Consider the following 24,269-nt stretch of genomic DNA (forward strand, 5'->3'; position numbering starts at 1 on the left):
CGCGGTCGCCCAAGCCGGGTCACCGTCACCGGAGCAGCCGCCTCTGACGGCGGAGCAGGCCGAGGAGCTGCGTGATGCCTGGGCCGAGCTGACCGAGGCCGCACAGCGGCAGTTTTTCATGGCCGCCAACACAGGGCCGTGAGGGCGTTGCGATTGGCGGTGCGTTGATGATCGAGTAGTGACCGGGAGGCCAGCAGTATCCTAATCGCGGCCCTGGTACCTGCGGCGCGGGGTTCTGTGACCTGGTCGCGCGGTCGTCCCAGGACTGAACGGGCCGCCGCTTCCGCGTCGATCGGATCCGATTTGCCGGTAAGGGCCCGCGATGAGCGACTGGGTGGCCTGACCTCGCCTACGTCAATGCCAGCGGCAAGTAGGGCCTGGGTGAGCCGGCCTCCGTAGGAGGACGTGCCCTCGACGGCCGCGAAGACCCTCTGCCCACCAGTGCGCCGTCGGATCCAGGTGATCGCGCGGTCCATCCCCGATGAGGTGGCAGGGAAGGCCGCGGTATCGACCACGGCGCCTGTGGAGGCATGAACGGTCGTGAAAGTGTGGGTGCGGGCGTGGGTATCGACTCCAACAACGAACTCAAAGTCCTCGGCGATAATTGCCATCGTGTGTTCTCCTCCTATTGAACCGGACAGGTGGGCAGGGCCTGTCTGGGTTGCATCGGAGACGCATCTGTAACGGGTCACACCAGAGGCGGACAGTCTTCTGATCAGGTCATCCGGGGCGGGCAGGCCGGTGCCCGGGGAACGGGGCGGACGCGTCATTTTCAAGACACCGCATACGCGGGTCGGATATACCCTGAGTCACGCCCCACTCTCCGGGACTAGCCTGCCAGCTGGCCTCGGGCCGGCTACTGACCATTACAGATCTACCCGCTGGTCACGGATCTTGCCGCCGACGGTGTTCCCGTGGCGGTGACCTGCAGGGTGTTGGGATTCAGCAAGCAAGGCTATTACCGGTGGAGGGCCAGCCCGGTGACGGAACGGGACTGGGCGGATGCGCATCTGGTCAACGCCGCCCTGGACATTCACGTTGAGGATCCTGCCTTCGGATACCGGTTCGTCGCCGACGAACTCCCTGAGAAGGGCATTACGGCGGGCGAGAACAGGGTCCAGCGTTTGTGTCGGGACCACGGGATCTGGTCGGTGTTCTCGAAGAAGCGTGGCCTGAACCGCAGACCCGGGCCGCCGGTCCATGATGACTTGGTGGAACGGGATTTCACCGCCGGGGAACCGAACGAACTCTGGCTGACGGACATCACCGAGCACCCGACTGCCGAGGGCAAGCTCCACCTCTGCGCGGTGAAGGATGTCTATTCCGGCAGGATCGTGGGCTACTCGATGGACTCGCGGATGAAGTCCTCGCTGGCGGTGTCCGCGCTGGAGAACGCGGTGCGTGCACGCCGCCCGGCGACGACTGTGGTGCACTCGGATAGTGAGACTGTCCTTACCGGTATTCCCGGGGGTCCTTGACTCGGACAGTGATGGACGCGACAGGATGCTGGTGCCGGGTGCGCCCCGGGGTTCTTGACTCTCACTCCGATCGACAGCTGTTGTCTTTCCCCGGATCTGTCAGTCCCCAGGGAGTACCCGGTGAGGCGCTACGCCTCGCCGCCGCTGTGACCTAAGGAGAGCCTGCGCCAAAGGTGCTCATCACTGTCTTGTCCGCCGGTCGGTCGATGCGCGGGGCCGTGCCCCTTGCACACCCGATGAACCGGAGGAAGTTGACATGACCAGAACGCCCGCAACCAGCGACCCGGACCAGGCACCGACGCCTGTCTTCGCCGGCGTCGACACGCACAAGGAACTCCACGTCGCCGCCGTCATCGACGCCGGCGAGACAGTGTTAAGCACCAGGAGCTTCCCGACAACACGCACCGGATACCGGGCGATGCTCGCCTGGATCGGAGAGTTCGGTGACCTGGCCCGGATCGGCGTCGAGGGCACCGGATCCTACGGCGCCGGCCTGACCCGACACCTCGCCAAAGCCGGCGTGATGATCCTGGAGGTCGACCGGCCCGACCGGTCCGACCGCCGCCGCAAAGGCAAGGACGACGATCTCGATGCCATCAATGCAGCCCGCGCCGCACTGCACGGCCGACGCACCAGCATCCCCAAAAGCAAGGACGGCGCGGTCGAAGCGCTGCGTGTGCTGCGCGTCACCCGCGCCCACGCGGTCCGGGAGCGCCGCAGCGCCCTGCAGCTCCTTCGGATGTCGATCGTCTCCGCGCCGGAGGAACTTCGCGACCAGGTCCGCCACCTGACCCGGATGCAGCTGATCCGCACCCTCGCTGCATGGCGGCCGGACGTGTCAAACGCGACCGATCCCGTCACCGCCTATCGGGTCTCGCTGAAGTCCCTGGCCCGCCGCTACCTGGAACTCACCGACGAAATAACCGATCTGGACGAGCTCATCAACCCGATCGTCGAAGCCCTCGCACCCCAACTCCTCGAGCGCGTCGGAATCGGCATCGAAGTCGCCGGACAGCTCCTCGTGACGGCCGGTGACAACCCCGACCGGATGAAGTCCGAAGCCGCATTCGCGATGCTCTGCGGCGTTTCACCCCTGCCCGCGTCCTCGGGAATGACACAACGGCATCGACTCAACCGCGGCGGTGACCGCCAAGCCAACCGCGCCCTGCACCTCGCGGTGATCAGCCGGATCAGACTCGACCCGAGAACACAGGCCTACGTCGCGAAAAAGACCGCCGAGGGACACTCCAAGATGGAGATCATCCGCTGCCTGAAGCGATACCTCGCCCGCGAGGTCTACTTCATCCTCAACCCCGGCCGCCAGCACATCGTCCCGAACACCAGACAACACCGAACTGCTGCTTGACACTTAGGAGAGCATCCGAGGGTCACAGTTCCGGTCACGCCGGTTCGTCGAATCACTCCGGCATCACCGGCTCCCAGGATCGATGGGCAGGGTCGGTGCGTGCGCCGACAACGCCGCGATGGAATCGTTCTTCTCGTTGCTGCAGAAAAACGTCCTGGACCGCCAGCGGTGGCTCACCAGACAGGACCTCCGACTGGCCATCACGACCTGGATCGAGCGGACCTACCACCGCCGGCGACGGCAAAGACGGCTGGGCAAACTCACGCCAATCGAATATGAAACAATCAACCGAACCGCGCTCACAGCGGCCTAAGACCCCGAGTCAACAAAAGCCGGGGCAGTCCCTTCCGTGAGGATAAGCCGTTCCGCTCGGGATTCCGTCAATTCGTAGCGGATGCAACCTTTTTCCTTGTCGACCTCGCAGACGGCCTTGGTGAGCGCAGCCTCCACCTTTTCCACTCGCCCGGCTTCGGACTGAAAGTCGCGGTGAGGTGGACCTGGTTGCTGGCTGCCTCCTGCTGACATGGTTTTCCCATTTCTGTTTAGTGCCGCAAAGGGCGCAATTGACATGATCTAGTTCACATGCAATGGTATCAACATCAGACGGTCAGACCAACGGGCCATGCAGAAATTTTGCTGTTCTACAAGGAAGTAGCTCATGAATCTTTACTCACTGATGCAGAAGCGGACCGAGGAGCAGGGGCCTATCCGTGTTGGCGTCATTGGCGCCGGTAAGTTCGCTTCCATGTTCCTGACCCAGGCGCTTAACACCGAAGGAATCCATGTCGTAGGTGTCGCCGATATCGATGTGCCCAAAGCCAAAGGCGCACTGCAGCGGACCGGCTGGCCAGCGGACCGGTACGCCGCGAACAACTTCACCGAGGCGCTGCGCAACGGGACAACCTTTGTCACGGACAGTTCAGCCGACCTGATCGAGCTCCCTCAGATCGAAGTGATTCTGGAGATAACCGGAAACCCGATTGTCGGAACCGCTCACGCCGTGAAGAGCATCGACAACGGCAAGCACATCATCATGGTTAACGTTGAAGCCGATTGCATGGTCGGACCGATCCTCCGGCGTCGCGCCGAAGCCGCTGGCGTCGTGTACTCCATGGCGTACGGGGACCAGCCTGCGCTGATCTGTGAAATGGTCGACTGGTGCCGGACGGTTGGGTTCGACATCGTTGCTGCAGGCAAAGGCACAAAGTACCTTCCCGAATACAACTACTCCACACCGGACACCGTCTGGAACTACTACGGCTTCAGCGACGAGCAGCTGGCATCGGGTGACTTCAACCCCAAAATGTTCAACTCCTTCCTGGATGGTACTAAGTCGGCGATCGAGATGGCAGCGGTGGCCAACGGTACCGGCCTCACCCCGCAGGACGAAGGCCTCTTCTTCCCGCCTGCCGGCGTTGATGACCTGCCTCACGTCTACCGTGAAAAGTCAGTCGGAGGCATCCTCACCCGCCGCGGCACCGTTGAGATCGCTTCGAGCCTTCACCGTGACGGGACTGAAGTCGATCGGGATCTGCGCTGGGGCGTGTACGTCACCTTCGAAGCCAAGACCGATTACGCTGTGCAGTGCTTTGCCGAGTATGGCGTCAAAACGGATTCCACTGGACGTTACGGTTCTCTGTACCGGCCTTACCACATGATCGGGCTCGAGCTCGGGGTCAGCATCGCTTCGGCGGTACTGAGGGGCGAAGCCACAGGCGCCCCCACGGACTTCCGCGGAGACGTCATGACCACAGCCAAGAAAGACCTCAAAGCCGGCGAAACCTTGGACGGGGAAGGCGGTTACACCGCTTTCGGCAAGCTCGCCCCGGCTAAAATTTCGCTGGAGCGAAATGCCCTGCCCCTGGGCCTGGCCCACGGGATGAAGCTCAAGCGTGACGTTCCAAAGGACGGCACCGTTTCATGGGACGACGTTGATGCCGACGAGACTCTCCTCGCCGTCCAGATCCGTCGCCAGCTTGAAAACGAGTTCCGCTCCGAAATGCTCCTGACCCGCTAGGTCAGACCATCAGGCCGACGAATTAGGATGAGAGGGCCGTAGGCGGCGGGCCGGCGGCAGGAATCGATGAGGTGGTCGGCATGACGGCAGAAGCATGGGAACCGGTACAAAGGGTAAGGACCTATGAACAGGTCATGACCCAGATTGAAGACCGGATTCTGGACGGGCGACTAAAAGCCGGAGACAAGCTGCCCAGCGAACGGGATCTCTCCGCTCTGCTGGGCGTCTCCAGGCCCTCACTGCGGGAGTCGCTGCGCGTACTGGAAGCCCTGGGAATCGTGGACATCCGCCCAGGGGGCGGAGCCGAAGGAGGAGCCGTACTGGTCGGCGAGCCCGGGTCAGGGTTCGTGAACCTCCTCAAGCTCCAACTGGCGCTTGGCCAGTTCAAGCAAACCGAAGTCCTCGAAACCCGCATTGCCCTTGAGACCTGGTGCTGCGAGGAAGCCGCAGAACGGGCATCCGAGAATGACCACCAGGAGCTTGCGCAGATCCTCGACCGGATGGACGCCCCGGACATTACGACGGCGGAGTTCAACCGTCTGGACGCTGCCTTCCACGTCCGTATTGCCGAATCGACGGGCAATACGCTCACAGCACACCTGATGGGGTCCCTTAGGACCGCCATCAACCGGCAAATGATTGAAGCGTACGCCCGGCTTGAGAACTGGAAAGAAACAGCCACGACCGTGAGGCACGAGCACCGCCAAATTCTCGATGCCCTCCAGCGCCGGGAAGCAACCGAGGCCAGGCAGGCCGTGGGCGAACACATCCGCAGCTTTTACAACATAGGAAAAAAGGTCGAGGCCTGAACCAGCTTCGGTGACGCCGGCACCCCGGCTCACCTGGTGCAGCGCCTGCGGCAACGCGGGGCAGGGAATATCCCTGCCCCATATCGAAGGAGATATGAACGCAGATGAGCGCTCTTATGCAAACAAAGGCTCAGCAGGCTGAGCTCGGTTCACCTGACAAACGCAAGGTCGCCATCGGCAGCGCCGTCGGCACGACCATCGAAAACTACGACTTCCTGGCATACGGAACAGCAGCCGCCCTGTACTTTGGGACCGCCTTCTTCCCGGGCAGCGACCCCCTGTCCGCAACACTTCTCGCGTTCGCCACCCTGGCCGTGGGATTCGCGATGAGGCCACTTGGCGGACTCATTGGCGGTTACCTCGGCGACAAGTACGGCCGCAAACCCGTATTGGTCGGCGCCCTCCTCGTTATGGGCGCCTCCACCTTCCTTATCGGGCTCCTCCCCACCTACGAACAAGTGGGGGTCCTTGCCCCCATCCTCCTCGTTGCAATCCGCATCGTGCAGGGGCTGGCCTTCGGCGCCGAATGGGGTGGGGCAATCATGATGACCTTTGAGCACGCACCCTGGCGCAAGCGCGGCCAGTACACCGGAATCCCCCAGGCCGGCGTCCCCCTGGGCCTGCTGCTGGCAAACCTCGTCTTCCTGGCAACGACCGGCTGGAACAACGAATGGTCCTGGCGCGTGCCTTTCCTAGCCAGCTCCCTCCTGATCATCGCCGGCATCATCATCCGCCTGAAGGTCAGCGAATCCCCGGAATTCGAGGAAACAAAGGCACGCGGCGAGCTCCTCAAAAACCCCCTGCTGACCGTGATCAAGGACGACTGGCGCACCATCCTGCGCGTCATCGGCCTCCGCTTGGCCGAATCCGGCGGCTTCTATGTCATCGTCACCTACCTGCTCTCCTACATCACCACCAACAAGATTGTTGACCGCCAGACAGGCCTCACCGGACTCGTACTCGCAGCAGCCATCGGCGTCGTCACCACCATTCTCTGGGGCCGCCTCACCGACGGCATAGGACGCCGCAAGCTTTACCTCATCGGCTGCGCAGGAATCGTCCTCTTCGGCTTCCCCATGTTCCTCATGGTCAACACCGCCGTTCCCTTCCTGATCATCCTCGTCTACATCATCGGCCTCCCGATCTTGCACGACATGCTGGCAGGCGCCCAGGGCGCCTGGTTCTCTGAGCTCTTCCACGCCAACACCCGCACATCCGGTGCCTCCATCGGATACCAGTTCTCCGCCGCCATTTCGGGCTTCATCCCGCTCATCGCCGCAGCGACGGCCGCGGCCTGGGGGTGGAGCGGTGTGTCCATCGTCTACCTGGGATGCGGCGCCATCGGACTGATCGCAGCCCTCGCTACCCGGGAAACATGGGGTGACCGGGAAAAGAAGGCAGTCGACCAACTCATCGAGGCCGGCAACTAGATCACAACAACCCTCGTGTCCGGGACCCAGGTTGGGTCCCGGACACGAGGCCCACTCCCCCAGAAAGTAGCACAATGAAAACCGTTGTTCTCGATGACGACCCCACCGGCACCCAATCAGCCAGCGACGTGGGCGTGCTGCTGGACTTCAACCAAGACCTGATCGCGGAAGCGCTCACGACCTCCCACAGCGTCTACATTCAAACCAACAGCCGGGCAATCGATGAAGAAGCTGCACGGAAACTAGTTGCCCAGGTCAGGGAAGACTCCCTGACCGCCGGAGCAAAACTTGGCGAGGACATCCAGTTCGTCCTGCGCGGTGACTCAACTCTTCGCGGACACGTCTTCGCCGAAAGCGAAGTGTTCCTCAGCGAGAACTCCATCATTCTATTCGTCCCCGCATTCCCCGATGGGGGCCGCACAACGCGGGGCGGCGTCCACTACGTCAACATAAACGGCATCGACATGGCGGCGCACGAAACGGAGTACGCCCTCGACCCGGTTTTTCCGTTCAGTACCGGAAAGCTCGACGACTACGTCAAAGACAAAAGCGGCCGCCCCTCAGTACTGGTAGGACTCGACGAAATCCGTGCAGGAACTCGCCTTGCCCAACTTCTCGTGTCCGCAGAGCCCGGAACGGTAATCCTCCCAGACGCCGAGACCAACGACGACATCCGGCTGATAGCCCGCGCCGTTCAAGAGGCCAATGAAATCGGAGCATCCATCGTTATCCGTTGCGCCGCACCCCTCGCGGCAGCCTTAGCAGACGTCGAAAGCGCCGGACTTCTGGCGGCCCCGTTAGTGCTGTCACCCAGCCGCACCCTACTGGTCTGCGGGTCCCACACCGCGGGAGCCACTGCGCAACTGGCTGCCCTCGAAGAAAACTGGGGCCACCCAAGGTTCATCGACACAGAAGAAGCCCTCAACGACCCCGTGCAAACAGGCCGGGACGCAGCCGAATACCTCAAACACGACCTGGAAACCAGAGGCTTCGCGATGGTGGCAAGCGGCCGGCACCGTTCCGGTGCCCACAACACGCTGAACCACGGAGAAAGGGTTATGGCGGCTCTGGCAACCGCCGTCCAGGAACTCGCTAATGACGTTGACATCGTGATTGCCAAAGGAGGAATCACCTCGGCCGAGGTAGCACGGCACGGTCTATCAGCCAAACGGGCACACGTTCTCGGACAGGTTCTCCCAGGCGTTTCGGTATGGTCCATAGACGTGTCGCCCGAACACGCAGTGACTTACATCGTCGTTCCCGGCAACGTCGGCAGCGAAGACACCCTGACCAATGTCGTCGCTGCTGTCGGCAGGTGACAACGAGCGATACGCTCCCCCGAATAAAGCCAGTCGCGTAGGTGCCGGCGGAACCACAGCGCCCGGCCCACCTACAGAACGGCCGATAGCGGAGGTTATGTAAGGCTATGGCTGAAAGGGCTTCCCTGAGGGCTGCCGGCAGCCTCTAGGGACAGACCTCGCGCTGCTTCGGTAAAAATATGGGCGGCAGCCAGCGGCTTTCAAAAGACCGAGTGCCTCGTCGTCCGCACCCTCGGAGCATGGAGGAAAATTAGCTCAAGCTTGCACCCTGACGCTGATATGTGTCGGCAAGCGACTTCAGGTCGAGCGCAACGTATCTCGGTTGTGTGGCAATGGGGTAGGTGGAGTAGACCACCAGTTTGATAAAAGGTCCCCACGTTAGATCCTTGGTTTTTCAATGACGTGATCGAGCGTTGCTTTCTCATCGTCGTCAAGCTCAAAGCGAGAGGAGTGGTGTGTGAGGGCTACAACCTCTTTGGCCTTGCCGAAAAGGTTCCGCTCCTCCTTGAGTTCAAACCGTGGGTTCCTTTGAGCTTCGTTCTTGATGTCGTCCAAATAGGGCCCGTAGTGATTGAAAACCCAAGATAGGTTCGTCACCTGACGCCCTATTGGTCAGAGCCAATCGCCAGTCAGCCAGGTAGATCATCTTCGTTAGCCGAGCCTTCGAGAGCTCAGATTTATGCGGATACCGGGCGCAGAGATAAGCCATCGCTTCTCAAGCTGGGCCATTAGAACCCCCTCTTCCTTAGCCTCGACCATGTTAGGGAGCATGTCTAGAGACGTAAATAGGAACGTCTGCAGGGCTTGCCATGAACTGCTGGTGTTAAGACTTTCATACACCGTACCTGTGACACCGCGAGGTTTCAGGCTTTCGAGGACCAACACTCCGACATGCTTTTCGGGCGTACTGCGTTTGTCCGATATTCGGATGGCAAAGAGGGCTGCGTCTGCGCATGGTGAGGCCTGACACGACGTTTCCGTCCATCTTGTAGTCCTTGAGAAGCTTCTTCCTGTAGGCAGCCTCGTTGTGAGTAGCAAGGTCAACCTGCGACTTTCTGCCTTCCCTCCAGGCAGCGCCGATGACTCCTTGGTCTTCGGGGTACAGCGCCCTTCCAGGGACGCTCAGGCTAGGATTGTCAGAAATCCGAGCCACCATGACGAATGCATTGCCGTTGTGCGTGTAGCAGCTAATTCTCGTGGTGTCGTTCCACAAGTTCAGCTCGTCCCATAGTGCCCGTAGAGATATCTCCAGAACGCCTTTTAAGGCTGCTTGGTGCTCTGCCAGGCGACCTTCGTTTTTGTCGTAAGCATCGCGTAGCACTCTGGCCACAGGGGAAATACTGGACGAGAACATCCAGTTTTGTGAATCCACCCTGCTTGCATGAAGATTGCTGCGCCCCGGGCCAAGAATAAACGGCGCTGGAACGTGCGCCCTTCACCCGCAGGGCAGATCCTGCACCAAAGGCAGTGATCATGGTCCTATCTGACAAGCGGCGTCTGCCACCAAGGGGAGTGTCCGCGGTAACAGCTAGTCGGCGTCGTAGGTGTTGGCGATGTAGACGTCGCATGGCGCATTGTGCGCGACGCTGTTGGCGACGCTGCCCAGGAGGCGTCCGATGCCCTGCATCCTGCGGTTGCCTACAACGATGATGCGGGCCTTCATGGTGACAGCCTCTTGGATGAGGGCATCTGCGGGCCGGCCCCAGGCCGCAGAGTAGGTCACCTCTACGCCTTCGCCGAGGGATTCCGCCACAGTACGCGCTACGTGCTCGGCTGCATCGGCGTCGGTGACGATCCACTTCTCACTGCCGCTGCCAACCACTTCGGTCCGGCTAGTGTCAAAGGCCGACACCACGTGGAGCGACGCGTTTAAGGCGACTGCGAGGTCGCGGGCCGATTCGGCTGCCTTTTTTGATGTTCCGCTGCCGTCAACTCCTACAATGATGATTCCACTCATGTGAATGTTCCTTTGCTTGGTTCTGCTGCACTAGTAAGGCACGCTAGGGCGTGAGCGCCAGCATAGCTGCGGGCCTGCCCTTGAGGTGAAACCGAAGGGACTGGACCCGAGTGCTAGACCGGACCCAGTCCCTTCAGGGTGCTGGAATCAATGATTGTCAGTAACTCCCACTCCAGCGGTTGTGGAACGGGGACTTACGGGTGCTTGGCTATGAATTCCTTGGCGTTTTCCTTGGTTGTCAGGATGCCGTCCTGCAGCTGAACCTCCGGTACTGACTCCTTGTTGATCAGCTTGAGCGCTGAATCTACGGCCAATGTGGCTATTCCTACTGAAGGCTGGGTCTCCGTCGCCCCCAACGTGCCGTTAATTATTGCCTCAAGGCCGGCAGGGTCGCCGTCATGTCCGACGATCAGGATGTCATCTCTCCCGGCGCTGCGGGCCGCTTGGGCCGCTCCCAAGGCAAGTGAGTCTGCGTGGGCGACGAAGATGGTAATTTCCGGATGTGCCTGCAGCATGTCAGTGGCGATGGCGAAGCCCTCCGCTTGGCTCCATGTCTGGGAGGCCTGGCGAGCCACTTCTTTGATGCCTGGCGCTTTTGACAGGGCATTGGTGAAGCCCTTGTCCCGGTCAATCTCAGGAGTAGTTCCGATCTGGCCCTGGATGGTACCGAGGACGCCCTTGCCCTTGGTCTGTTCCACAACCCATTCGCCCAGCTCCGTGGACGAGGCGATGCTGTCGGTGGCTATGAAGGTATCTCCTGGAGCGCCTTCCGGGTTGCGGTCAACGGTGACGACAGGGATGCCTGCCGCTTTGGCGGTACGGACGGGCACGGTGGCTGCCGTGGCACCTGCCGCAACGTAGATGATGGCGTCTACGTTCTTGGTGACGAAGTCTTCAACTTGGGCGACCTGTTTTTCGGAGTTGTCGTTGGCGTCGGCGACGACAACCTGGATGCCCTTGGCCGCGGCTTCCTTTTCGACGGACATGCGTACCTGATTGAAGAAGGGGGAAACGACGTTGGGGACGGCGAGACCGATCGTTATGTCTTTAGCTTCAGTGGTGTTTCCTGTAGTCGCGGTGCCGCCGCAGGCGGTGAGGGATATTGCCGCCAGCAGCGTTGCTGATCCGGCGATGATCTTGCGGAACATCGTTCTCCTATTGCATTAGAACCTGGCCAATGGCCGAGGGATGAGGGAGGGAGGAAGCCCTGACCCGGTCACTGCTAATGGGATTGACCGTCTGAATTTCTATTCAGTCAGGACTTAATATGAAAAGATACTATGTGAGCCAGGTAACAGTAGTCAAGGGTTCGGCAGCAAACCGTCGCTGCCATCTCCGAGGAGGCGTCGAGGCCCCCCACGTCATCCACCGCGGCGATCGGCGTGCACTCGGTCCCCTGAAGCAGCCTGCCATTTTCGGGCCCGCGCATGATCGGCGCACCGCCCAGCAAGGCACTGCACGAGGGGTCCATATCGCGGGCGTGACCGAGGAAGCCGCCAAAGTCATGTCGTCGGCCGCGTCCAGATCGCTCCCACCAAACGCCCCGCGGGCGTACCGTTCTCCGACGCCTGCGAAATCGCCATCCAGTACGGCAAGGAAAGGGTCACAGGACAAGAAGAAGTTTCCGAGTCCAACTCGAGCACGTCACCACGAAGGCGCTAGAGCTTGAAGCCGCTGAGGGGCTGAACGCCTTCGGACGCGGAGTGGAGCGGCAACTGCATTCATCTTGAAAAGGACGGATACATGCCGTTTTGGGGCTCGCCTGCGACTACAAACGGAGACCCTTACTCAATGACCTCACCGGTGGTTTCGTAGGTGGCGATTTTGCCGATCCGGCGTTTGTGGCGATCGTCGTTGCTGAAGGGTTCCTGCAGGAAGGCCTCGATGAGTGCCGTGGCTTCCTCGACGCTGTGCTGTCGGCCGCCCACGGCCACGACGTTGGCATCGTTGTGTTGCCGCGCCAAGGTCGCGGTGGAGCGGTTCCAGACAAGCGCCGCCCGGACGCCCTGGACCTTGTTGGATGCGATTTGCTCTCCGTTTCCGGACCCACCGAGCACGATACCCAGGGCGTGCACTCCGGCACTCTGGTCTGCGACGACGGCCCGTGCTGCGTTGATGCAGAACGAAGGGTAGTCATCCTGGGCGTCGTATTCCTTGGGTCCGTGGTCACGGACTTCGTAGCCCTTGGCCGCCAGATAGCTGACCAGATGGGTGCTCAGATCCATGCCGGCATGGTCGGTGGCGATGTGGACGCGCGGAAGTGCGGGGGCTGTGGTCATGGTGGGTCCGTTCTGTCATCAGCGCCGCGCTTCAGGCGGGCTGGAAAGTCATTCGGCTTCCCCAGAGTACAAGCACTCAGGGTTGACATCGCAAATGTGGCATAGGTAACATATTCACACACAGTCGCTACTGAATGGATATTAACCATGTTAACAGCAGATGCTTCCCAGGCCGCGTCCTGGCGATCTCTCCGCAAGGAGGTCTTGGCCGGTGACGCCGACTTCCGCTCCGAGAAGTTGCACGAGCGCGCCCAGGCCACCCGCCGCTCGATTCTGAAAATGATTACCGACGCCGGCCAGGGCCACATCGGCGGAGACTTCTCCGTCACGGACATCCTGACCGTCCTTTTTGACGCTGTCATGAACGTCGATCCCGAGGATCACCGCAAGGAAGACCGCGATCACTTCATCCTCAGCAAGGGCCACTGTGCAGCTGCGCTGTACTCGACTCTCGCCCACAGCGGCTTCTTCCCGGTCTCGGAGCTCGATACCTTCATGGCGCCGCTGTCGGCCTTGAACGGGCACCCGAACAGGGTGAAGGTCCCTGGTGTGGAAACGAACACCGGCCCGCTGGGCCATGGCCTGCCGGTTGCCGTAGGCACGGCAATCGGCGCCAAGCTGCTGGGCAACGGCACCCGCGTCTTCGTCGTCACCGGCGACGGTGAAATGCAGGAGGGCAGCAACTGGGAAGCGCTGATGTCCGCCTCCCACCAGAAGCTGGACAACCTGACTCTCATCGTTGACCGGAACCGGCTCCAGCAAGGCGCCCGGACGGAAGAAACCAACGGACTGGACCCGCTCGATGCCCGGCTCGCCGCTTTCGGCATGGAAGTCAGGATCGTCGACGGCCACAACTACAACGAACTCATCGACGCCCTGACCCCGTCCACCACAGGCTCCCCCGTCGCCATCATCGCCAACACCATTAAGGGCAAAGGCGTCTCCTTCATCGAAGACCGCGTCGAATGGCACCACAAAGTACCGTCCAAAGAACAAACCCTTCAGGCTTTCCAGGAGCTGTCATGACGACAACAACCGTGCAGACCGACGCACCCACATTCGATAACCGCCAGGACTTCGCGGACGAACTCATCAATCTGGCCCGCACCAACGACCGAGTCGTCGCCGTGTGCAACGACTCTGTCGGCTCCAGCAACCTGACCAAGTTCCGTGAGGAGTTCCCGGACCGGCTGATCAACGTCGGTATCGCCGAGCAGAACATGGTCGGTGTCGGCGCAGGCCTGGCCAACGCCGGCTTCATTCCCTTCGTGTGCGCAGCGGGACCCTTCCTGACCGGACGTTCCCTGGAACAGATCAAGGCTGATGTCGCCTACAGCCAGCACAACGTCATTCTGTGCGGGATGAGCCCGGGCATGGCCTACGGTGAACTGGGCCCTACCCACCACTCCGTTGAGGATTTCTCCTGGCTGCGGGCGCTGCCAGGACTTGACATCGTCGTTCCTGCCGACGGTCCTCAGACTCGCGCCGCGGTCCGCAACGCCGTGGCCGACCCGCGGCCGACCTACATCCGTGTTGGCCGGTTCAAGGTCCCGCACGTCTCCGAGGACAACGCCGGGCTGGAACGCGGCAAGTTCGTCGTCGCCCGTGAGGGAACCGACGTAACCTTGATCGCCACCGGCACCGAGGTGTCCCGGGCGCTGTGGGCCGCTGCATCGCTTGCCGCCGAGGGCGTCTCGGCACGCGTCCTGAACGCCGCCTACCTGAGCCCGTTGGACGAGGATGCGATCAGGGACGCGGCCCGCCAGACCGGTGGGATCATCACCGCGGAGGAAGCCAATGTCGCCGGCGGTCTTGGCGCGGCAGTAGCCAGCGTCGTAGGCCAGCTGGAAGACGGAGCCCGCGTTCCGCTGCGCATCCTTGGCCTGAAAGACCATTTTTCTCCCACCGGCAGCACCGCCTTCCTGCTTGACCACTTCGGTCTCACCGCCGATCACATCGCTGCTGCAGCACGTGAGGTCCTGAACCGTGACTAATACGGCCCCAGCCGCTGCCCGATCCGCCGTTGTTGTCGCGGTGGATCAGGGCACGAGTGGAACCAAGGCCCTGGTCATGGACGGCTCGGGCGCAATCATCGCCCGGGCACAGGTAAGCCTCACGCAGCAGCACCCACAGTCCGGCTGGGTCGAACAGGACCCGATCGTGATCCGCGACAGTGTAATTTCAGCTGTTACCGAGAGCCTCAAAGGCCTCGACAACGCAGTCTTGGGCTTGGGTGTAAGCACCCAGCGCGAGTCGGCAATGATCTGGGATCGCGAAACCGGCCATCCCCTGGGGCCGATCCTGGGTTGGCAGGACCGCCGGACCGCCGGGCAGGCAAAAAACCTGGTCAACGACGGTGCGGACCTTCTTGTTCGCCGGTCAACGGGATTACCCATTGACCCGATGTTCTCAGCTCTGAAGATTCAATGGCTGCTGGACAGCGTCGATCCCGACCGCCGCCTCAGCAGGGCGGGCAAGATCGCCGCCGGCACAGTCGACTCCTGGCTGCTGCACTGCCTCACGGGTGAACACCGGATCGAAGCAGGCAACGCAAGCCGGACCCAATTATTGAACCTGGATGCAGTGGACTGGGACCAGGAGCTGTTGGAGCTGTTCAACGTGCCGCATCAGGTCCTGCCCACTATCCTTCCGTCGAACGCCCCAAGCGCCCACCTGACGGGACTGATCGACAGTGCGCGTGTGAATGCTGTCATGGGCGACTCGCACTCGGCGCTCTACGCACATGGAGTCCGCAGTCCTGGAACCGTCAAGGCGACTTATGGAACTGGCAGCTCAATCATGGGCCTGCTGCAGGAAGGGGTTCAGCCTGCCGACATGGCCGGGCTGGTCCGGACCCTTGCCTGGCACGACGGTACGCCGCGGTACGCCTTCGAAGGCAACATCCTCGCCGCAGGCGCCACTGCAGTCTGGCTGTCCCAGGTTCTGGATGTGGACGTCTCTCACTTGGATTCGCTGGCCCGGACCGTGGACGACACGGACGGGGTCAACCTTGTTCCGGCCTTCGCCGGACTGGGCGCACCCTGGTGGGACGAACGGGCGGAGGCGGCGATCAGCGGCCTTAGCCTGGGCACGACCGCAGCCCATATGGCCCGGGCGGCGTTCGAATCGATCGCGTTGCAGATCGAAGACGTGCTCCAGGCCGCAGAGACATCCGTTTCGCCGCGCATCGGTTCTGTTCTGGCCGACGGCGGTCCGACATCAAACACGTGGTTAATGCAGCTGCAGTCGGACCTGAGTCAGCGGACCGTGCTGCGCAGTGCAGTACCGGATCTTTCAGCTCTCGGGGTGGCCCACATGACCGCCATCGAGACCGGGCTGTGCAGCCGTGAAGCGGTCGAAGGCCTCTCCCGGAACCGGACAGAGATCACCCCGATGATGGCGGCGCAGGCAGCGGAAAACAGGCGGTCCAGCTGGTCCCGGGCCGTGGCCCGGGCACGCTGGACTCCCGAAGTCCCGCCCCGCGTCCCGAACTCACCCGGCACAATGCACAGCGCATTGGCCCCGGCATCAAGGGAGTAAACGCAAATGAACACTCTGATCGGTTCAACGATCTTTCAGGGGCACTTCACCGGACGGCGCGCCCTGGTCACCGGCGGAGCCAGCGGCATCGGCTATGGCATAGCCCAGGCCTTCGCCGAAGCCGGCGCTTCGGTGCTTCTCGTGGACCGCAGCCCCGGCGTGAGCGACTCAGCGGCCAAGCTTCGCGAAGCCGGGTACGACGTCGAGCACGCCGTGGCCGATGTTACCGACGAGGCGCAGGTCAAAGCGGCCTTCGCCAGAACCGTTGAGCTCTGGGGCGGGCTCGACATCCTCATTAACAACGCCGGGATCATCACCATCGCCAACCTCGAAGACCTCAGCCTGGACGAATTCAACAAGGTCCTGGCAGTGAACACCACGGCGGTGTTCCTGTGCTGCCGGGAAGCGGCTCCCCTGCTGAAGGCCAGCGGCCATGGTGTCATCCTGAATGCCTCCAGCGGACAGGGCCGGCAGGGATTCATCTTCACCCCGCACTACGCCGCCAGCAAGTTCGGCGTAATCGGCCTGAGCCAGTCCCTGGCGAAGGAACTCGCCCCCGCAGGCGTCCGGGTCAACAGCTACTGCCCCGGCATCGTCAAGACCGAGATGTGGGAGTACAACGACCGCGAATGGGGCTCCCGGCTGGGTGACTACAAGCCCGGCGAGCTGATCCAGGAGTGGATCGACGCCATACCCCTCAAGCGTCCTGCCGAAGCCACCGACGTGGCGAACCTTCTGCTGTTCCTCGCCTCGGACGCGGGCAGCTACATCACCGGACAGGCCATCAACATTGATGGCGGAATGTTCATGAACTAGCCCCAAACCTCTACTGCCAACGGAGTCAATCATGAGTCAACAACTAGCCCACCGGCCCGGCGGAGCGCCCAGCGGGGACACTGCCAAGGCACCCATGTTCTCGCAACTGAGCGCACGACTGTTTTCAGGCAGCGGCGGCGCACTGCTCGGCCTGATCGTGCTCTTCATCATCCTCAGCATCATGGCACCGAACTTTTTTAGCGCCCGAAACCTGATCAACGTCCTTGACCAGGTGACTGTCCTCGGAATTCTCGCTGTTGGTGCCACCGCCGTGATTATCACCGGAGGCATCGATCTGTCCGTCGGAGCAGTCTTGGGCCTGTGCACCATGGTCCTTGGATGGCTCTCCCACCAGGGCGGATGGCCCATGTGGGCAGCGATGCTCGCGGCTATCGCGGTCGGAGCGGTGGCCGGGTGCCTCAACGGGATCGGCATCACCTACGCCCATCTGCCACCGTTTATCGCCACTTTGGCCATGCTCTCCATAGCCCGCGGCCTGGCAAACCTGATCACCGACGGCCAGCAGATCGTGGGCTACCCGGAATGGTTCTTCAATCTTTCCTCCGAACGCTACCTCGGGTTCTTCTCGGTAACCCTGCTGGTCGTCGCAGCCCTGTACTTCCTGGGCTGGGCGTGGCTGAAGTACCGCGCATCGGGACGTTCCATCTACGCCATTGGCGGCGGCGCAGAGGTGGCCCGCCTGGCAGGCATCCACGTCAAGAAGGTCACCATCTGGGTTTATGTCGCCGCAGGTGCACTGGCCGGCCTCGGTGGAATCGCGTTGGCCAGCCGTCTGGACTCCTCCCAGCCCAGCGCCGGGACCGGCTATGAACTTGACGTCATCGCCGCCGTCGTCATCGGCGGGGCCAGCCTGAACGGCGGCGTCGGACGCATCGGCGGAACGATCATTGGTGTTCTGCTGATCGGCGTGCTGCGCAACGGCCTGAACCTGCTGGGCGTTTCACCGTTCATCCAGCAGATCGTCATCGGCCTCGTCATCGCCATCGCCGTAATGGCAGACGTGCTCCGGCGCAAGAAGGCCTAACCGGTCCCATCCCTCACCAGCACCACCAACCAAGCAGTACCCCCAATCGGATTTATCAATGGAGATGAAAATGTTTAAGAAAATTGCAGTAGCCGCGGTTGCCGTGGCCACCACCTTTTCCCTGGCAGCCTGCGGCGGCGGAAACGCCGGCACCGGCGGAGGCGGTGGCGGCGGGGAGAAGCAGAAGACCATCGGCCTGGCCGTAGCAAACCAGCAGGCAGACTTCTTCAATCAGATCCGCCAGTCCGTCGAAGCGGCCGCGAAGGAACAAAACGTCAAGGTCGTCGTCGCCGACGCAAAGGGTGACTCCAATACCCAAGTTTCGCAGATCCAGGACTTCATCACCCAGCAGGTGGACGCGATCATCTACATCCCCGCCGGTGCGACCGCGGCAACCGTCCCGGTCCGCGCTGCCAAGTCAGCGAACATCCCACTCGTCGCCGTTGACCGCAACCCCGAAGGCGCACCCGGTGACACCTTCATCGCCACCGACAGCGTCGGGGCCGCAAAGACCCTGGGTGAATGGGTCGGCAAGCAGGTCGATGGCAAGGGACAGCTCGGCGTCATTCAGGGCCAGATCGGAACCACCCCTGAAGTCGCCCGCGATACGGGCTTCAAGGAAGCCATGAAGCAGTTCCCCGGCATCAAGGAAGTCGCCCGCCAGGCCTCCCAGCAGTGGGCCCAGGACGAGGGCTACCAGCTCGCCACCGACATGCTTCAGGCGAACCCGAGCATCAACATCTTCTTCGGCCGAGCCGACGCACTGGCCCTCGGAGCAGCACAGGCCGTCCGCAACGCCGGCGTCAAGGGCGTCACCATCGTCGGGTTCGACGGCGACAAAGCCGGCCTGGAAGCGGTAAAGAACGGCACCCTGGCTGCAACCATCACCCAGCCCACCCAGGGCATGGGCAAGCTCGCCCTCGAATCCGCAATCAAGCTGGCCAACGGCGAAAAGCCTCCGGCTGAGCAGCTCCAGGAAGGCATCCTGACCACCAAGGACAACGTCGACCCCTTCATCACCAAGCACCCCTAACCCGTCCCGTGGGTGGTGCCCTCTTGGGGCACCACCCATCAGGCCGTTTCCCTAGCCAATGGAGCCCCACATGCCTACTGCGGACAACCGCGGACTTCGCGTCCGCGGCGCCACGAAAAAATATCCCGGCACCATCGCCGTCCAGGACATCGACCTGGACATCAACCCCGGGGAAGTCGTTGCCCTGCTCGGAGAAAACGGGGCCGGCAAATCCACCCTCTCCAGCATCATCGCCGGAGTCACCCAGCCCACCACCGGGACCATGACCTGGAACGGAGAGCCCTACGCTCCGACATCCCCAGGGGACGCCATCGCCTCCGGCATCGGCCTGATCCACCAGGAAATGCGCCTGCTGCCCGACCTCACCGTCGCCGAGAACGTCATGATCGGACGATGGCCCATGCGCAACGGGTTCCTCGACTCACGCACCATGCGCGAGAAAGCCGAGAACCAGCTCAAGCGCCTGGGCTTCAACGGCAGCATGGACGCCAAAGTCCGGGACCTCAGCGTCGCCGGCCAGCAACAGGTCGAAATCGCCAAAGCCCTCATGCTGGACGCCTCACTGCTCATCCTCGATGAGCCCACCGCCGCACTTGGCCAGGCCGAGACTGACGCCCTCTTCGAATGCGTCAGGGCCTTGAAGGCCGAAGGCGTGTCGTTCATCTACGTCAGCCACCGCCTGGCCGAAATTGCCCTGATCGCCGACCGCATCGTCGTGCTCAGGGACGGCAAGAAGATCACCGAACACGCCTCCGGAGAAGTTCTTCCCTCACAGCTCGTCGAAGAAATGGTCGGACGACCCGTGGACCGCCTCTTCCCCGAGGTGCCGCCCCCCACGGATCAGACCGTCCTGGAAGTCAAAGACCTGCACGACAAGGCCGGGGACTTCCTGGACGTATCCTTCAAAGTCCACGCAGGCGAAATCTTCGGCATCGCCGGAATCGTGGGGGCCGGCCGCTCCGAACTCGTCCGCGCCATCGCCGGTTCCCAGCACCGCATCGGCAAGGTGGTGCTCGACGGCCGCGAATTGAGGCCGGATGACCCCATGGCCGCCATCAAGGCCGGCATCGTGCTGATACCGGAGGACCGCAAACAGCAGGGACTGGTGGTCAGCGACACCATCGAGAACAACATCGCCCTGCCGAACATGGCCAAGATCAGTTCAGCAGGCTGGATTGCCCCGGCAAAGGTGCGCAGCCTCGCCGCGACAGTAGCCAAGAGCATGGGGATGAAGGGAAACGTCGCCCTTCCGGTGTCATCGCTCTCCGGCGGCAACCAGCAGAAGGTCGTGATCGGCAAATGGCTCGAACGTAATCCGCGGCTGATCATCCTGGACGAACCCACCCGGGGCATCGACGTAGGTGCACGGGCCTCCATTTACGAAGTCATCGCAGACCTGGCCCGCGCCGGCAATGCCGTGATCGTGGTCAGCTCCGACCTGGAGGAAGTGCTGGGCCTGGCACACCGGGTCATGGTCCTGGCCAGGGGACGGAACCAGGGAATTCTGGAGGCAACCGAGGCCACCCCATCTAAAGTCATGTCACTGGCCACACTCTAAGAGAAAGGAGGAACGTGAGATAATTGGACATTTGGCTGACGAGAAGCGAAGGAACGCCGTGGCACTGAAAACCAGGACTTTCACCCCCCAACAACTGGGCCTGATGGTCAAGGCCGCGCGGATGTATCACGAGCAGAACCTGAGCCAGGCCGAGATCGCCGAGCGGCTGAACGTCTCCCAGTCCCGGGTCTCCCGGTGGCTGACCGACGCTGCGCGTGAAGGCATCGTCCGGACCATCGTCGTTGCGCCGACGGGAACGGAATCGGACCTGGAAGATGCTGTGGCGGCGAAGTACGGTCTGCGGGCTGTCGTCATCGCCGATCTGCAGACCGAGGATGAAGCAGCGATCATCAGAGGGATCGGCGCGGCAGCCGCGGGATACCTTGATGTCACTCTCACCGGCCGGAACCGGGTCGGGCTGTCATCCTGGTCCTCAACCCTGCTGGCAACCGTCGATGCCATGTCACCCCGGAACGTCAAAACCGCAGAGAGCATTGTCCAGGTCATCGGCGGGGTGGGGAATCCTGAGGTTCAGGTGCGGGCGACGCACCTGGCGGACCGTCTGGCTACCGTCACCAAGGCGGTGCGCAAGTATCTTCCCGCACCCGGCATCGTCTCCAGTCGCGGCGGCCGCGACGCCTTGCTGGAAGACCCATTCGTCGCCGATATCGCCGTCGAATGGGACCGGCTGGACACCCTTCTGGTGGGCATCGGCAGCATCGAACCGTCACCGCTGCTGCGCGAGTCAGGCAATTCACTCAACGAATCCAACCTCAGTACCCTTGCCGCGTCAGGAGCGGTAGGCGACATCTGCCTTCGGTTCTTCGACAAACACGGAACGCTCATCGAATCCGAACTCAACGACAGAGTTCTGGGCATCAGCCCGGAGCAGATGTTCAGAGTCGACAGGCGCATTGGCGTCGCCGGGGGTGCCCGGAAGTATGCGGCGATTCGTGCCGCTGCCGAGGGCAACTGGATCAACGTACTTATCACCGACAAAGAAACCGCGCTGAGACTGGAATCAGATAAAGCGCCCTCAACTCTTCAAGGACAAACATGAATCCGCAGCTCACCTTCGGCCTGGATGGCCGGACAGCTCTCATCACAGGAGGCGGGTCCGGAATCGGGCAGGCCATCGCCTACGGCATTGCCCAGCAAAATGGAAACATCGGCATCGTCGACCTCCCCGGCGAAGGACCCGACGAGACCCTGCACCACATTAAGGAGGCGGGAGGGCGCGGCATCTTCGTTCCCGCAGACGTCACCAACGCCGAGCAACTCGAGGAGGCTGTCGCCAAGATCGAGGCAGACCTCGGTCCGCTCACCATGGCCGTCAACTCCGCCGGCATAGCCAACGCGGCACCCGCCGAGGATATGCCGCTGGCACAGTGGCAGAAGGTCTACGACATTGACGTCACCGGAGTGTTCCTCAGCTGCCAGGCAGAAGCCCGGGCCATGCTCCGCAACGGCGGGGGCTCCATCGTTAACATCGCCTCCATGTCCGGAACCATCGTTAACCGCGGCCTGTTGCAGGCCCACTACAACAGTGCCAAGGCAGCGGTTATCCACATGAGCAAATCCCTCGCGGTGGAGTGGGCCGAGCGCGGCATCCGAGTCAACGCCCTTAGCCCCGGATACACGATGACCAAGATGAACTCCCGCCCGGAGATGGTCCACCAGATGGAAGTTTTTGCGCAGGAGACGCCGATGAAGCGGATCGCCGATCCGTCGGAAATGGCCGGCCCGGCCGTCTTCCTTCTCTCGGACGCGGCCACGTTCTGTACCGGCATCGACCTGCTGATCGACGGCGGTTTCTGCGCCCAATAGCGCGAACGGGACACGGGTCAGCTGGCTCCCGGGCATTTGCCCGGGCCAGCTGACCGGGCAGGCATATCAGTTCAGGGCGGAGGCGAGCTGCGCGATGCTGATGACAGGAAGTCCCTTTTCCCGGCCCAGTTCCAGCAGCCCGGGAAGCCTCATCATCTCCCGGTCATCGGCCACGACTTCGGCGATGACACCAACCGGGGTGAGGCCGGCAAGCTTCAGCAGGTCAACGGCGGCTTCGGTGTGGCCGGGACGCTGCCGCACTCCCCCATCGACGGCACGAAGGGAAAGAATGTGGCCGGGATGAATCAGGTCTGTCGGGCCGGAGGAAGGATCCGCGAGAACCCGCAAGGTCCGTGCCCTGTCCGTCGCGCTGATACCGGTCGTTGACTGGCCGGCGGTATCCACCGTGATCGTGTACGCAGTGCGGAGGGAGTCCTTGTTGTCCTCCGTCATCAGCGGCAGCTCCAGGACATCCGCCAGCTCGTTCGTCATCGGCGCACACTCGAAGCCGCTGGAAACCCGGAGGATCCAAGCCAGCCACTCCGGGGTCGCGTACTGCGCGGCCATGATGATGTCGCCTTCGTTCTCGCGGTCTTCGTCATCAACCGCGATGACGGGCAGGCCCGCCTGAAGCGCGGCGATTGGTGTCAATGCCAGCTCCCCCCTAGTCCGCATCAATCAACAGAAGGACATGATTCCCATGTCAGCGAACAATTTTTCCGAAACTTGGCCGTCCAGCTCCCCCAAGCTGTCCTGGACAGACCTGGACCAGCGTGCGGTTGACACTGTGCGTGTCCTGGCCGCGGACGCCGTGGAGAAGGTGGGCAACGGCCACCCCGGCACGGCGATGAGCCTGGCTCCGGCCGCTTACCTTCTCTTCCAGAAGATGATGCGGCACGACCCGAAGAACCCGGACTGGATCGGCCGCGACCGTTTTGTCCTCTCCCCCGGCCACACGTCCCTGACGCTGTACATCCAGCTGTTCCTCTCCGGCTACGGCCTGGAACTGAAGGACCTGGAAGCGCTCCGCACGTGGGGCTCGCTGACTCCGGGCCACCCGGAATACAAGCACACCGCCGGTGTTGAGATCACCACCGGTCCGCTGGGCCAGGGCCTGGCCTCCTCGGTGGGCTTTGCGTACTCCCAGCGCCGCCAGCGCGGCCTGTTCGACGCCGACGCCGCCCCCGGCACCAGCCCGTTCGACCACACCATCTGGGTTATCGCTTCCGACGGCGACCTCCAGGAAGGTGTTACCTCTGAGGCTTCCTCCCTCGCCGGCCACCAGGAGCTCGGCAACCTCGTGGTCATTTACGACGAGAACCACATCTCCATCGAGGACGACACCGACATCGCCTTCACTGAAGACGTTCTCAAGCGCTACGAGGCCTACGGCTGGCACACCCAGCGCGTGGACTGGACCAAGACCGGCGACTACAAGGAAGACATCCAGGAGCTGCACTCGGCACTGGTGGCCGCCAAGGCGGAAACCTCCAAGCCGTCCATCATCTCGCTGCGCACCATCATCGGCTACCCGGCACCGAAGAAGCAGAACACGGGCAAGATCCACGGCTCCGCCCTGGGTTCGGAAGAAGTGGCAGCACTGAAGAACGTCCTCGGCTTCGACCCCGAGAAGTCCTTCGAGGTGGACGAGGACGTGCTGGCCCACGCCCGTGCCGTCGTCGACCGCGGTGCCCACGCCCGCAAGGAATGGGAAGAGTCCTTCTCCGCCTGGCAGTCCGCCAACCCCGAAGCCGCTGCCCTGCTGGAGCGCGTAGAAGCCCGCCAGCTCCCCGCC

General features: G+C 62.3%; 19 protein-coding genes and 4 pseudogenes. 17 read left to right on the forward strand and 6 right to left on the reverse strand.

Features of this window, described 5'->3' with window-relative positions:
* Positions 1-116: 116 nt before the first annotated feature.
* Positions 117-770, reverse strand: a complete 654-nt coding sequence (locus tag J7I85_RS21390) for a transposase (RefSeq protein WP_308159595.1) — start codon at positions 768-770, stop codon at positions 117-119.
* Between the two features lie 93 nt (positions 771-863).
* Here J7I85_RS21390 and J7I85_RS21395 point away from each other — a divergent pair.
* The 7 genes and pseudogenes from J7I85_RS21395 to J7I85_RS21430 all read left to right on the forward strand — a co-directional run.
* Positions 864-1,439 (forward strand): annotated as a pseudogene (locus J7I85_RS21395) (IS3 family transposase); the annotation flags it as partial.
* A gap of 295 nt (positions 1,440-1,734) precedes the next feature.
* Positions 1,735-2,844: an IS110 family transposase gene (locus J7I85_RS21400; protein ID WP_214856978.1), complete on the forward strand. Its 1,110-nt coding sequence runs from the start codon at positions 1,735-1,737 to the stop codon at positions 2,842-2,844.
* A gap of 10 nt (positions 2,845-2,854) precedes the next feature.
* Positions 2,855-3,157, forward strand: a pseudogene (locus tag J7I85_RS21405) (integrase core domain-containing protein); the annotation flags it as partial.
* A 345-nt stretch (positions 3,158-3,502) separates the two neighbouring features.
* Complete coding sequence (locus tag J7I85_RS21415; protein ID WP_214856980.1) at positions 3,503-4,861, forward strand: NAD(P)H-dependent oxidoreductase; 1,359 nt, start codon at positions 3,503-3,505, stop codon at positions 4,859-4,861.
* Positions 4,862-4,941: 80 nt separating this feature from the next.
* Positions 4,942-5,670 (forward strand): FadR/GntR family transcriptional regulator, encoded by a 729-nt coding sequence (locus tag J7I85_RS21420; protein WP_285289637.1) that lies wholly within the window; start codon positions 4,942-4,944, stop codon positions 5,668-5,670.
* 104 nt (positions 5,671-5,774) lie between these two features.
* Positions 5,775-7,100 (forward strand): MFS transporter, encoded by a 1,326-nt coding sequence (locus J7I85_RS21425; RefSeq protein ID WP_251024673.1) that lies wholly within the window; start codon positions 5,775-5,777, stop codon positions 7,098-7,100.
* A 74-nt stretch (positions 7,101-7,174) separates the two neighbouring features.
* Complete coding sequence (locus J7I85_RS21430) at positions 7,175-8,419, forward strand: four-carbon acid sugar kinase family protein (RefSeq protein WP_214856982.1); 1,245 nt, start codon at positions 7,175-7,177, stop codon at positions 8,417-8,419.
* Between the two features lie 378 nt (positions 8,420-8,797).
* Here the strand turns inward: J7I85_RS21430 and J7I85_RS21435 are convergent, their stop codons facing one another.
* The 4 genes from J7I85_RS21435 to J7I85_RS21450 all read right to left on the reverse strand — a co-directional run bounded on the left by J7I85_RS21435 (position 8,798) and on the right by J7I85_RS21450 (position 12,655).
* Positions 8,798-9,016 (reverse strand): SocA family protein, encoded by a 219-nt coding sequence (locus tag J7I85_RS21435; protein WP_214856983.1) that lies wholly within the window; start codon positions 9,014-9,016, stop codon positions 8,798-8,800.
* A 931-nt stretch (positions 9,017-9,947) separates the two neighbouring features.
* Positions 9,948-10,376, reverse strand: coding sequence for a universal stress protein (locus J7I85_RS21440; RefSeq protein WP_214856984.1), 429 nt, complete (start codon positions 10,374-10,376; stop codon positions 9,948-9,950).
* Between the two features lie 194 nt (positions 10,377-10,570).
* Positions 10,571-11,524, reverse strand: a complete 954-nt coding sequence (locus tag J7I85_RS21445; protein ID WP_214856985.1) for a substrate-binding domain-containing protein — start codon at positions 11,522-11,524, stop codon at positions 10,571-10,573.
* A gap of 636 nt (positions 11,525-12,160) precedes the next feature.
* Positions 12,161-12,655 (reverse strand): ribose-5-phosphate isomerase, encoded by a 495-nt coding sequence (locus tag J7I85_RS21450; RefSeq protein ID WP_214856986.1) that lies wholly within the window; start codon positions 12,653-12,655, stop codon positions 12,161-12,163.
* Between the two features lie 147 nt (positions 12,656-12,802).
* On the opposite strand from J7I85_RS21450, the gene J7I85_RS21455 reads away from it, so the two are divergent.
* From J7I85_RS21455 to J7I85_RS21495, 9 genes are all read left to right on the forward strand, one after another.
* Positions 12,803-13,681 (forward strand): transketolase, encoded by an 879-nt coding sequence (locus J7I85_RS21455; protein ID WP_214856987.1) that lies wholly within the window; start codon positions 12,803-12,805, stop codon positions 13,679-13,681.
* Positions 13,678-14,649, forward strand: coding sequence for a transketolase family protein (locus tag J7I85_RS21460; RefSeq protein ID WP_214856988.1), 972 nt, complete (start codon positions 13,678-13,680; stop codon positions 14,647-14,649). Before J7I85_RS21455 ends, J7I85_RS21460 begins: the two co-directional genes overlap by 4 nt.
* Entirely contained in the window at positions 14,642-16,195 is a 1,554-nt protein-coding gene (locus tag J7I85_RS25810) for a glycerol kinase (protein ID WP_214856989.1), read from the forward strand. Before J7I85_RS21460 ends, J7I85_RS25810 begins: the two co-directional genes overlap by 8 nt.
* Before the next feature lie 6 nt (positions 16,196-16,201).
* Complete coding sequence (locus J7I85_RS21470; protein WP_214856990.1) at positions 16,202-17,011, forward strand: SDR family NAD(P)-dependent oxidoreductase; 810 nt, start codon at positions 16,202-16,204, stop codon at positions 17,009-17,011.
* Positions 17,012-17,042: 31 nt separating this feature from the next.
* Positions 17,043-18,056, forward strand: coding sequence for an ABC transporter permease (locus J7I85_RS21475; RefSeq protein ID WP_214856991.1), 1,014 nt, complete (start codon positions 17,043-17,045; stop codon positions 18,054-18,056).
* A 70-nt stretch (positions 18,057-18,126) separates the two neighbouring features.
* The gene (locus J7I85_RS21480) at positions 18,127-19,089 is read left to right on the forward strand and encodes a substrate-binding domain-containing protein (RefSeq protein WP_214856992.1); all 963 of its coding nucleotides are present in this window, start codon (positions 18,127-18,129) and stop codon (positions 19,087-19,089) included.
* Positions 19,090-19,159: 70 nt separating this feature from the next.
* The gene (locus J7I85_RS21485) at positions 19,160-20,647 is read left to right on the forward strand and encodes a sugar ABC transporter ATP-binding protein (RefSeq protein WP_214856993.1); all 1,488 of its coding nucleotides are present in this window, start codon (positions 19,160-19,162) and stop codon (positions 20,645-20,647) included.
* Positions 20,648-20,705: 58 nt separating this feature from the next.
* Positions 20,706-21,707: a sugar-binding transcriptional regulator gene (locus J7I85_RS21490; RefSeq protein ID WP_308159597.1), complete on the forward strand. Its 1,002-nt coding sequence runs from the start codon at positions 20,706-20,708 to the stop codon at positions 21,705-21,707.
* Positions 21,704-22,474, forward strand: coding sequence for an SDR family oxidoreductase (locus tag J7I85_RS21495; RefSeq protein ID WP_214856994.1), 771 nt, complete (start codon positions 21,704-21,706; stop codon positions 22,472-22,474). The genes J7I85_RS21490 and J7I85_RS21495 overlap by 4 nt, the downstream gene beginning before the upstream one ends.
* A 72-nt stretch (positions 22,475-22,546) precedes the next feature.
* Here J7I85_RS21495 and ribB read toward each other — a convergent pair.
* Positions 22,547-23,149, reverse strand: a pseudogene (gene ribB / locus J7I85_RS21500) (3,4-dihydroxy-2-butanone-4-phosphate synthase); the annotation flags it as partial.
* Between the two features lie 25 nt (positions 23,150-23,174).
* Here ribB and J7I85_RS21505 point away from each other — a divergent pair.
* Positions 23,175-24,269, forward strand: a pseudogene (locus J7I85_RS21505) (transketolase); the annotation flags it as partial.

It is taken from the genome of Arthrobacter sp. ISL-65 (assembly GCF_018613795.1).
In the GTDB taxonomy this organism is placed as follows: domain Bacteria; phylum Actinomycetota; class Actinomycetes; order Actinomycetales; family Micrococcaceae; genus Arthrobacter.

What these genes read in the sequence shown, in the direction of transcription:
- J7I85_RS21390 (WP_308159595.1), bottom strand. Translation starts at nt 770, where the DNA reads ATGACGCGTCCGCCCCGTTCCCCGGGCACCGGCCTGCCCGCCCCGGAT.
- J7I85_RS21400 (WP_214856978.1), top strand. Translation starts at nt 1,735, where the DNA reads ATGACCAGAACGCCCGCAACCAGCGACCCGGACCAGGCACCGACGCCT.
- J7I85_RS21415 (WP_214856980.1), top strand. Translation starts at nt 3,503, where the DNA reads ATGAATCTTTACTCACTGATGCAGAAGCGGACCGAGGAGCAGGGGCCT.
- J7I85_RS21420 (WP_285289637.1), top strand. Translation starts at nt 4,942, where the DNA reads ATGACGGCAGAAGCATGGGAACCGGTACAAAGGGTAAGGACCTATGAA.
- J7I85_RS21425 (WP_251024673.1), top strand. Translation starts at nt 5,775, where the DNA reads ATGAGCGCTCTTATGCAAACAAAGGCTCAGCAGGCTGAGCTCGGTTCA.
- J7I85_RS21430 (WP_214856982.1), top strand. Translation starts at nt 7,175, where the DNA reads ATGAAAACCGTTGTTCTCGATGACGACCCCACCGGCACCCAATCAGCC.
- J7I85_RS21440 (WP_214856984.1), bottom strand. Translation starts at nt 10,376, where the DNA reads ATGAGTGGAATCATCATTGTAGGAGTTGACGGCAGCGGAACATCAAAA.
- J7I85_RS21445 (WP_214856985.1), bottom strand. Translation starts at nt 11,524, where the DNA reads ATGTTCCGCAAGATCATCGCCGGATCAGCAACGCTGCTGGCGGCAATA.
- J7I85_RS21450 (WP_214856986.1), bottom strand. Translation starts at nt 12,655, where the DNA reads ATGACCACAGCCCCCGCACTTCCGCGCGTCCACATCGCCACCGACCAT.
- J7I85_RS21455 (WP_214856987.1), top strand. Translation starts at nt 12,803, where the DNA reads ATGTTAACAGCAGATGCTTCCCAGGCCGCGTCCTGGCGATCTCTCCGC.
- J7I85_RS21460 (WP_214856988.1), top strand. Translation starts at nt 13,678, where the DNA reads ATGACGACAACAACCGTGCAGACCGACGCACCCACATTCGATAACCGC.
- J7I85_RS21470 (WP_214856990.1), top strand. Translation starts at nt 16,202, where the DNA reads ATGAACACTCTGATCGGTTCAACGATCTTTCAGGGGCACTTCACCGGA.
- J7I85_RS21475 (WP_214856991.1), top strand. Translation starts at nt 17,043, where the DNA reads ATGAGTCAACAACTAGCCCACCGGCCCGGCGGAGCGCCCAGCGGGGAC.
- J7I85_RS21480 (WP_214856992.1), top strand. Translation starts at nt 18,127, where the DNA reads ATGTTTAAGAAAATTGCAGTAGCCGCGGTTGCCGTGGCCACCACCTTT.
- J7I85_RS21485 (WP_214856993.1), top strand. Translation starts at nt 19,160, where the DNA reads ATGCCTACTGCGGACAACCGCGGACTTCGCGTCCGCGGCGCCACGAAA.
- J7I85_RS21495 (WP_214856994.1), top strand. Translation starts at nt 21,704, where the DNA reads ATGAATCCGCAGCTCACCTTCGGCCTGGATGGCCGGACAGCTCTCATC.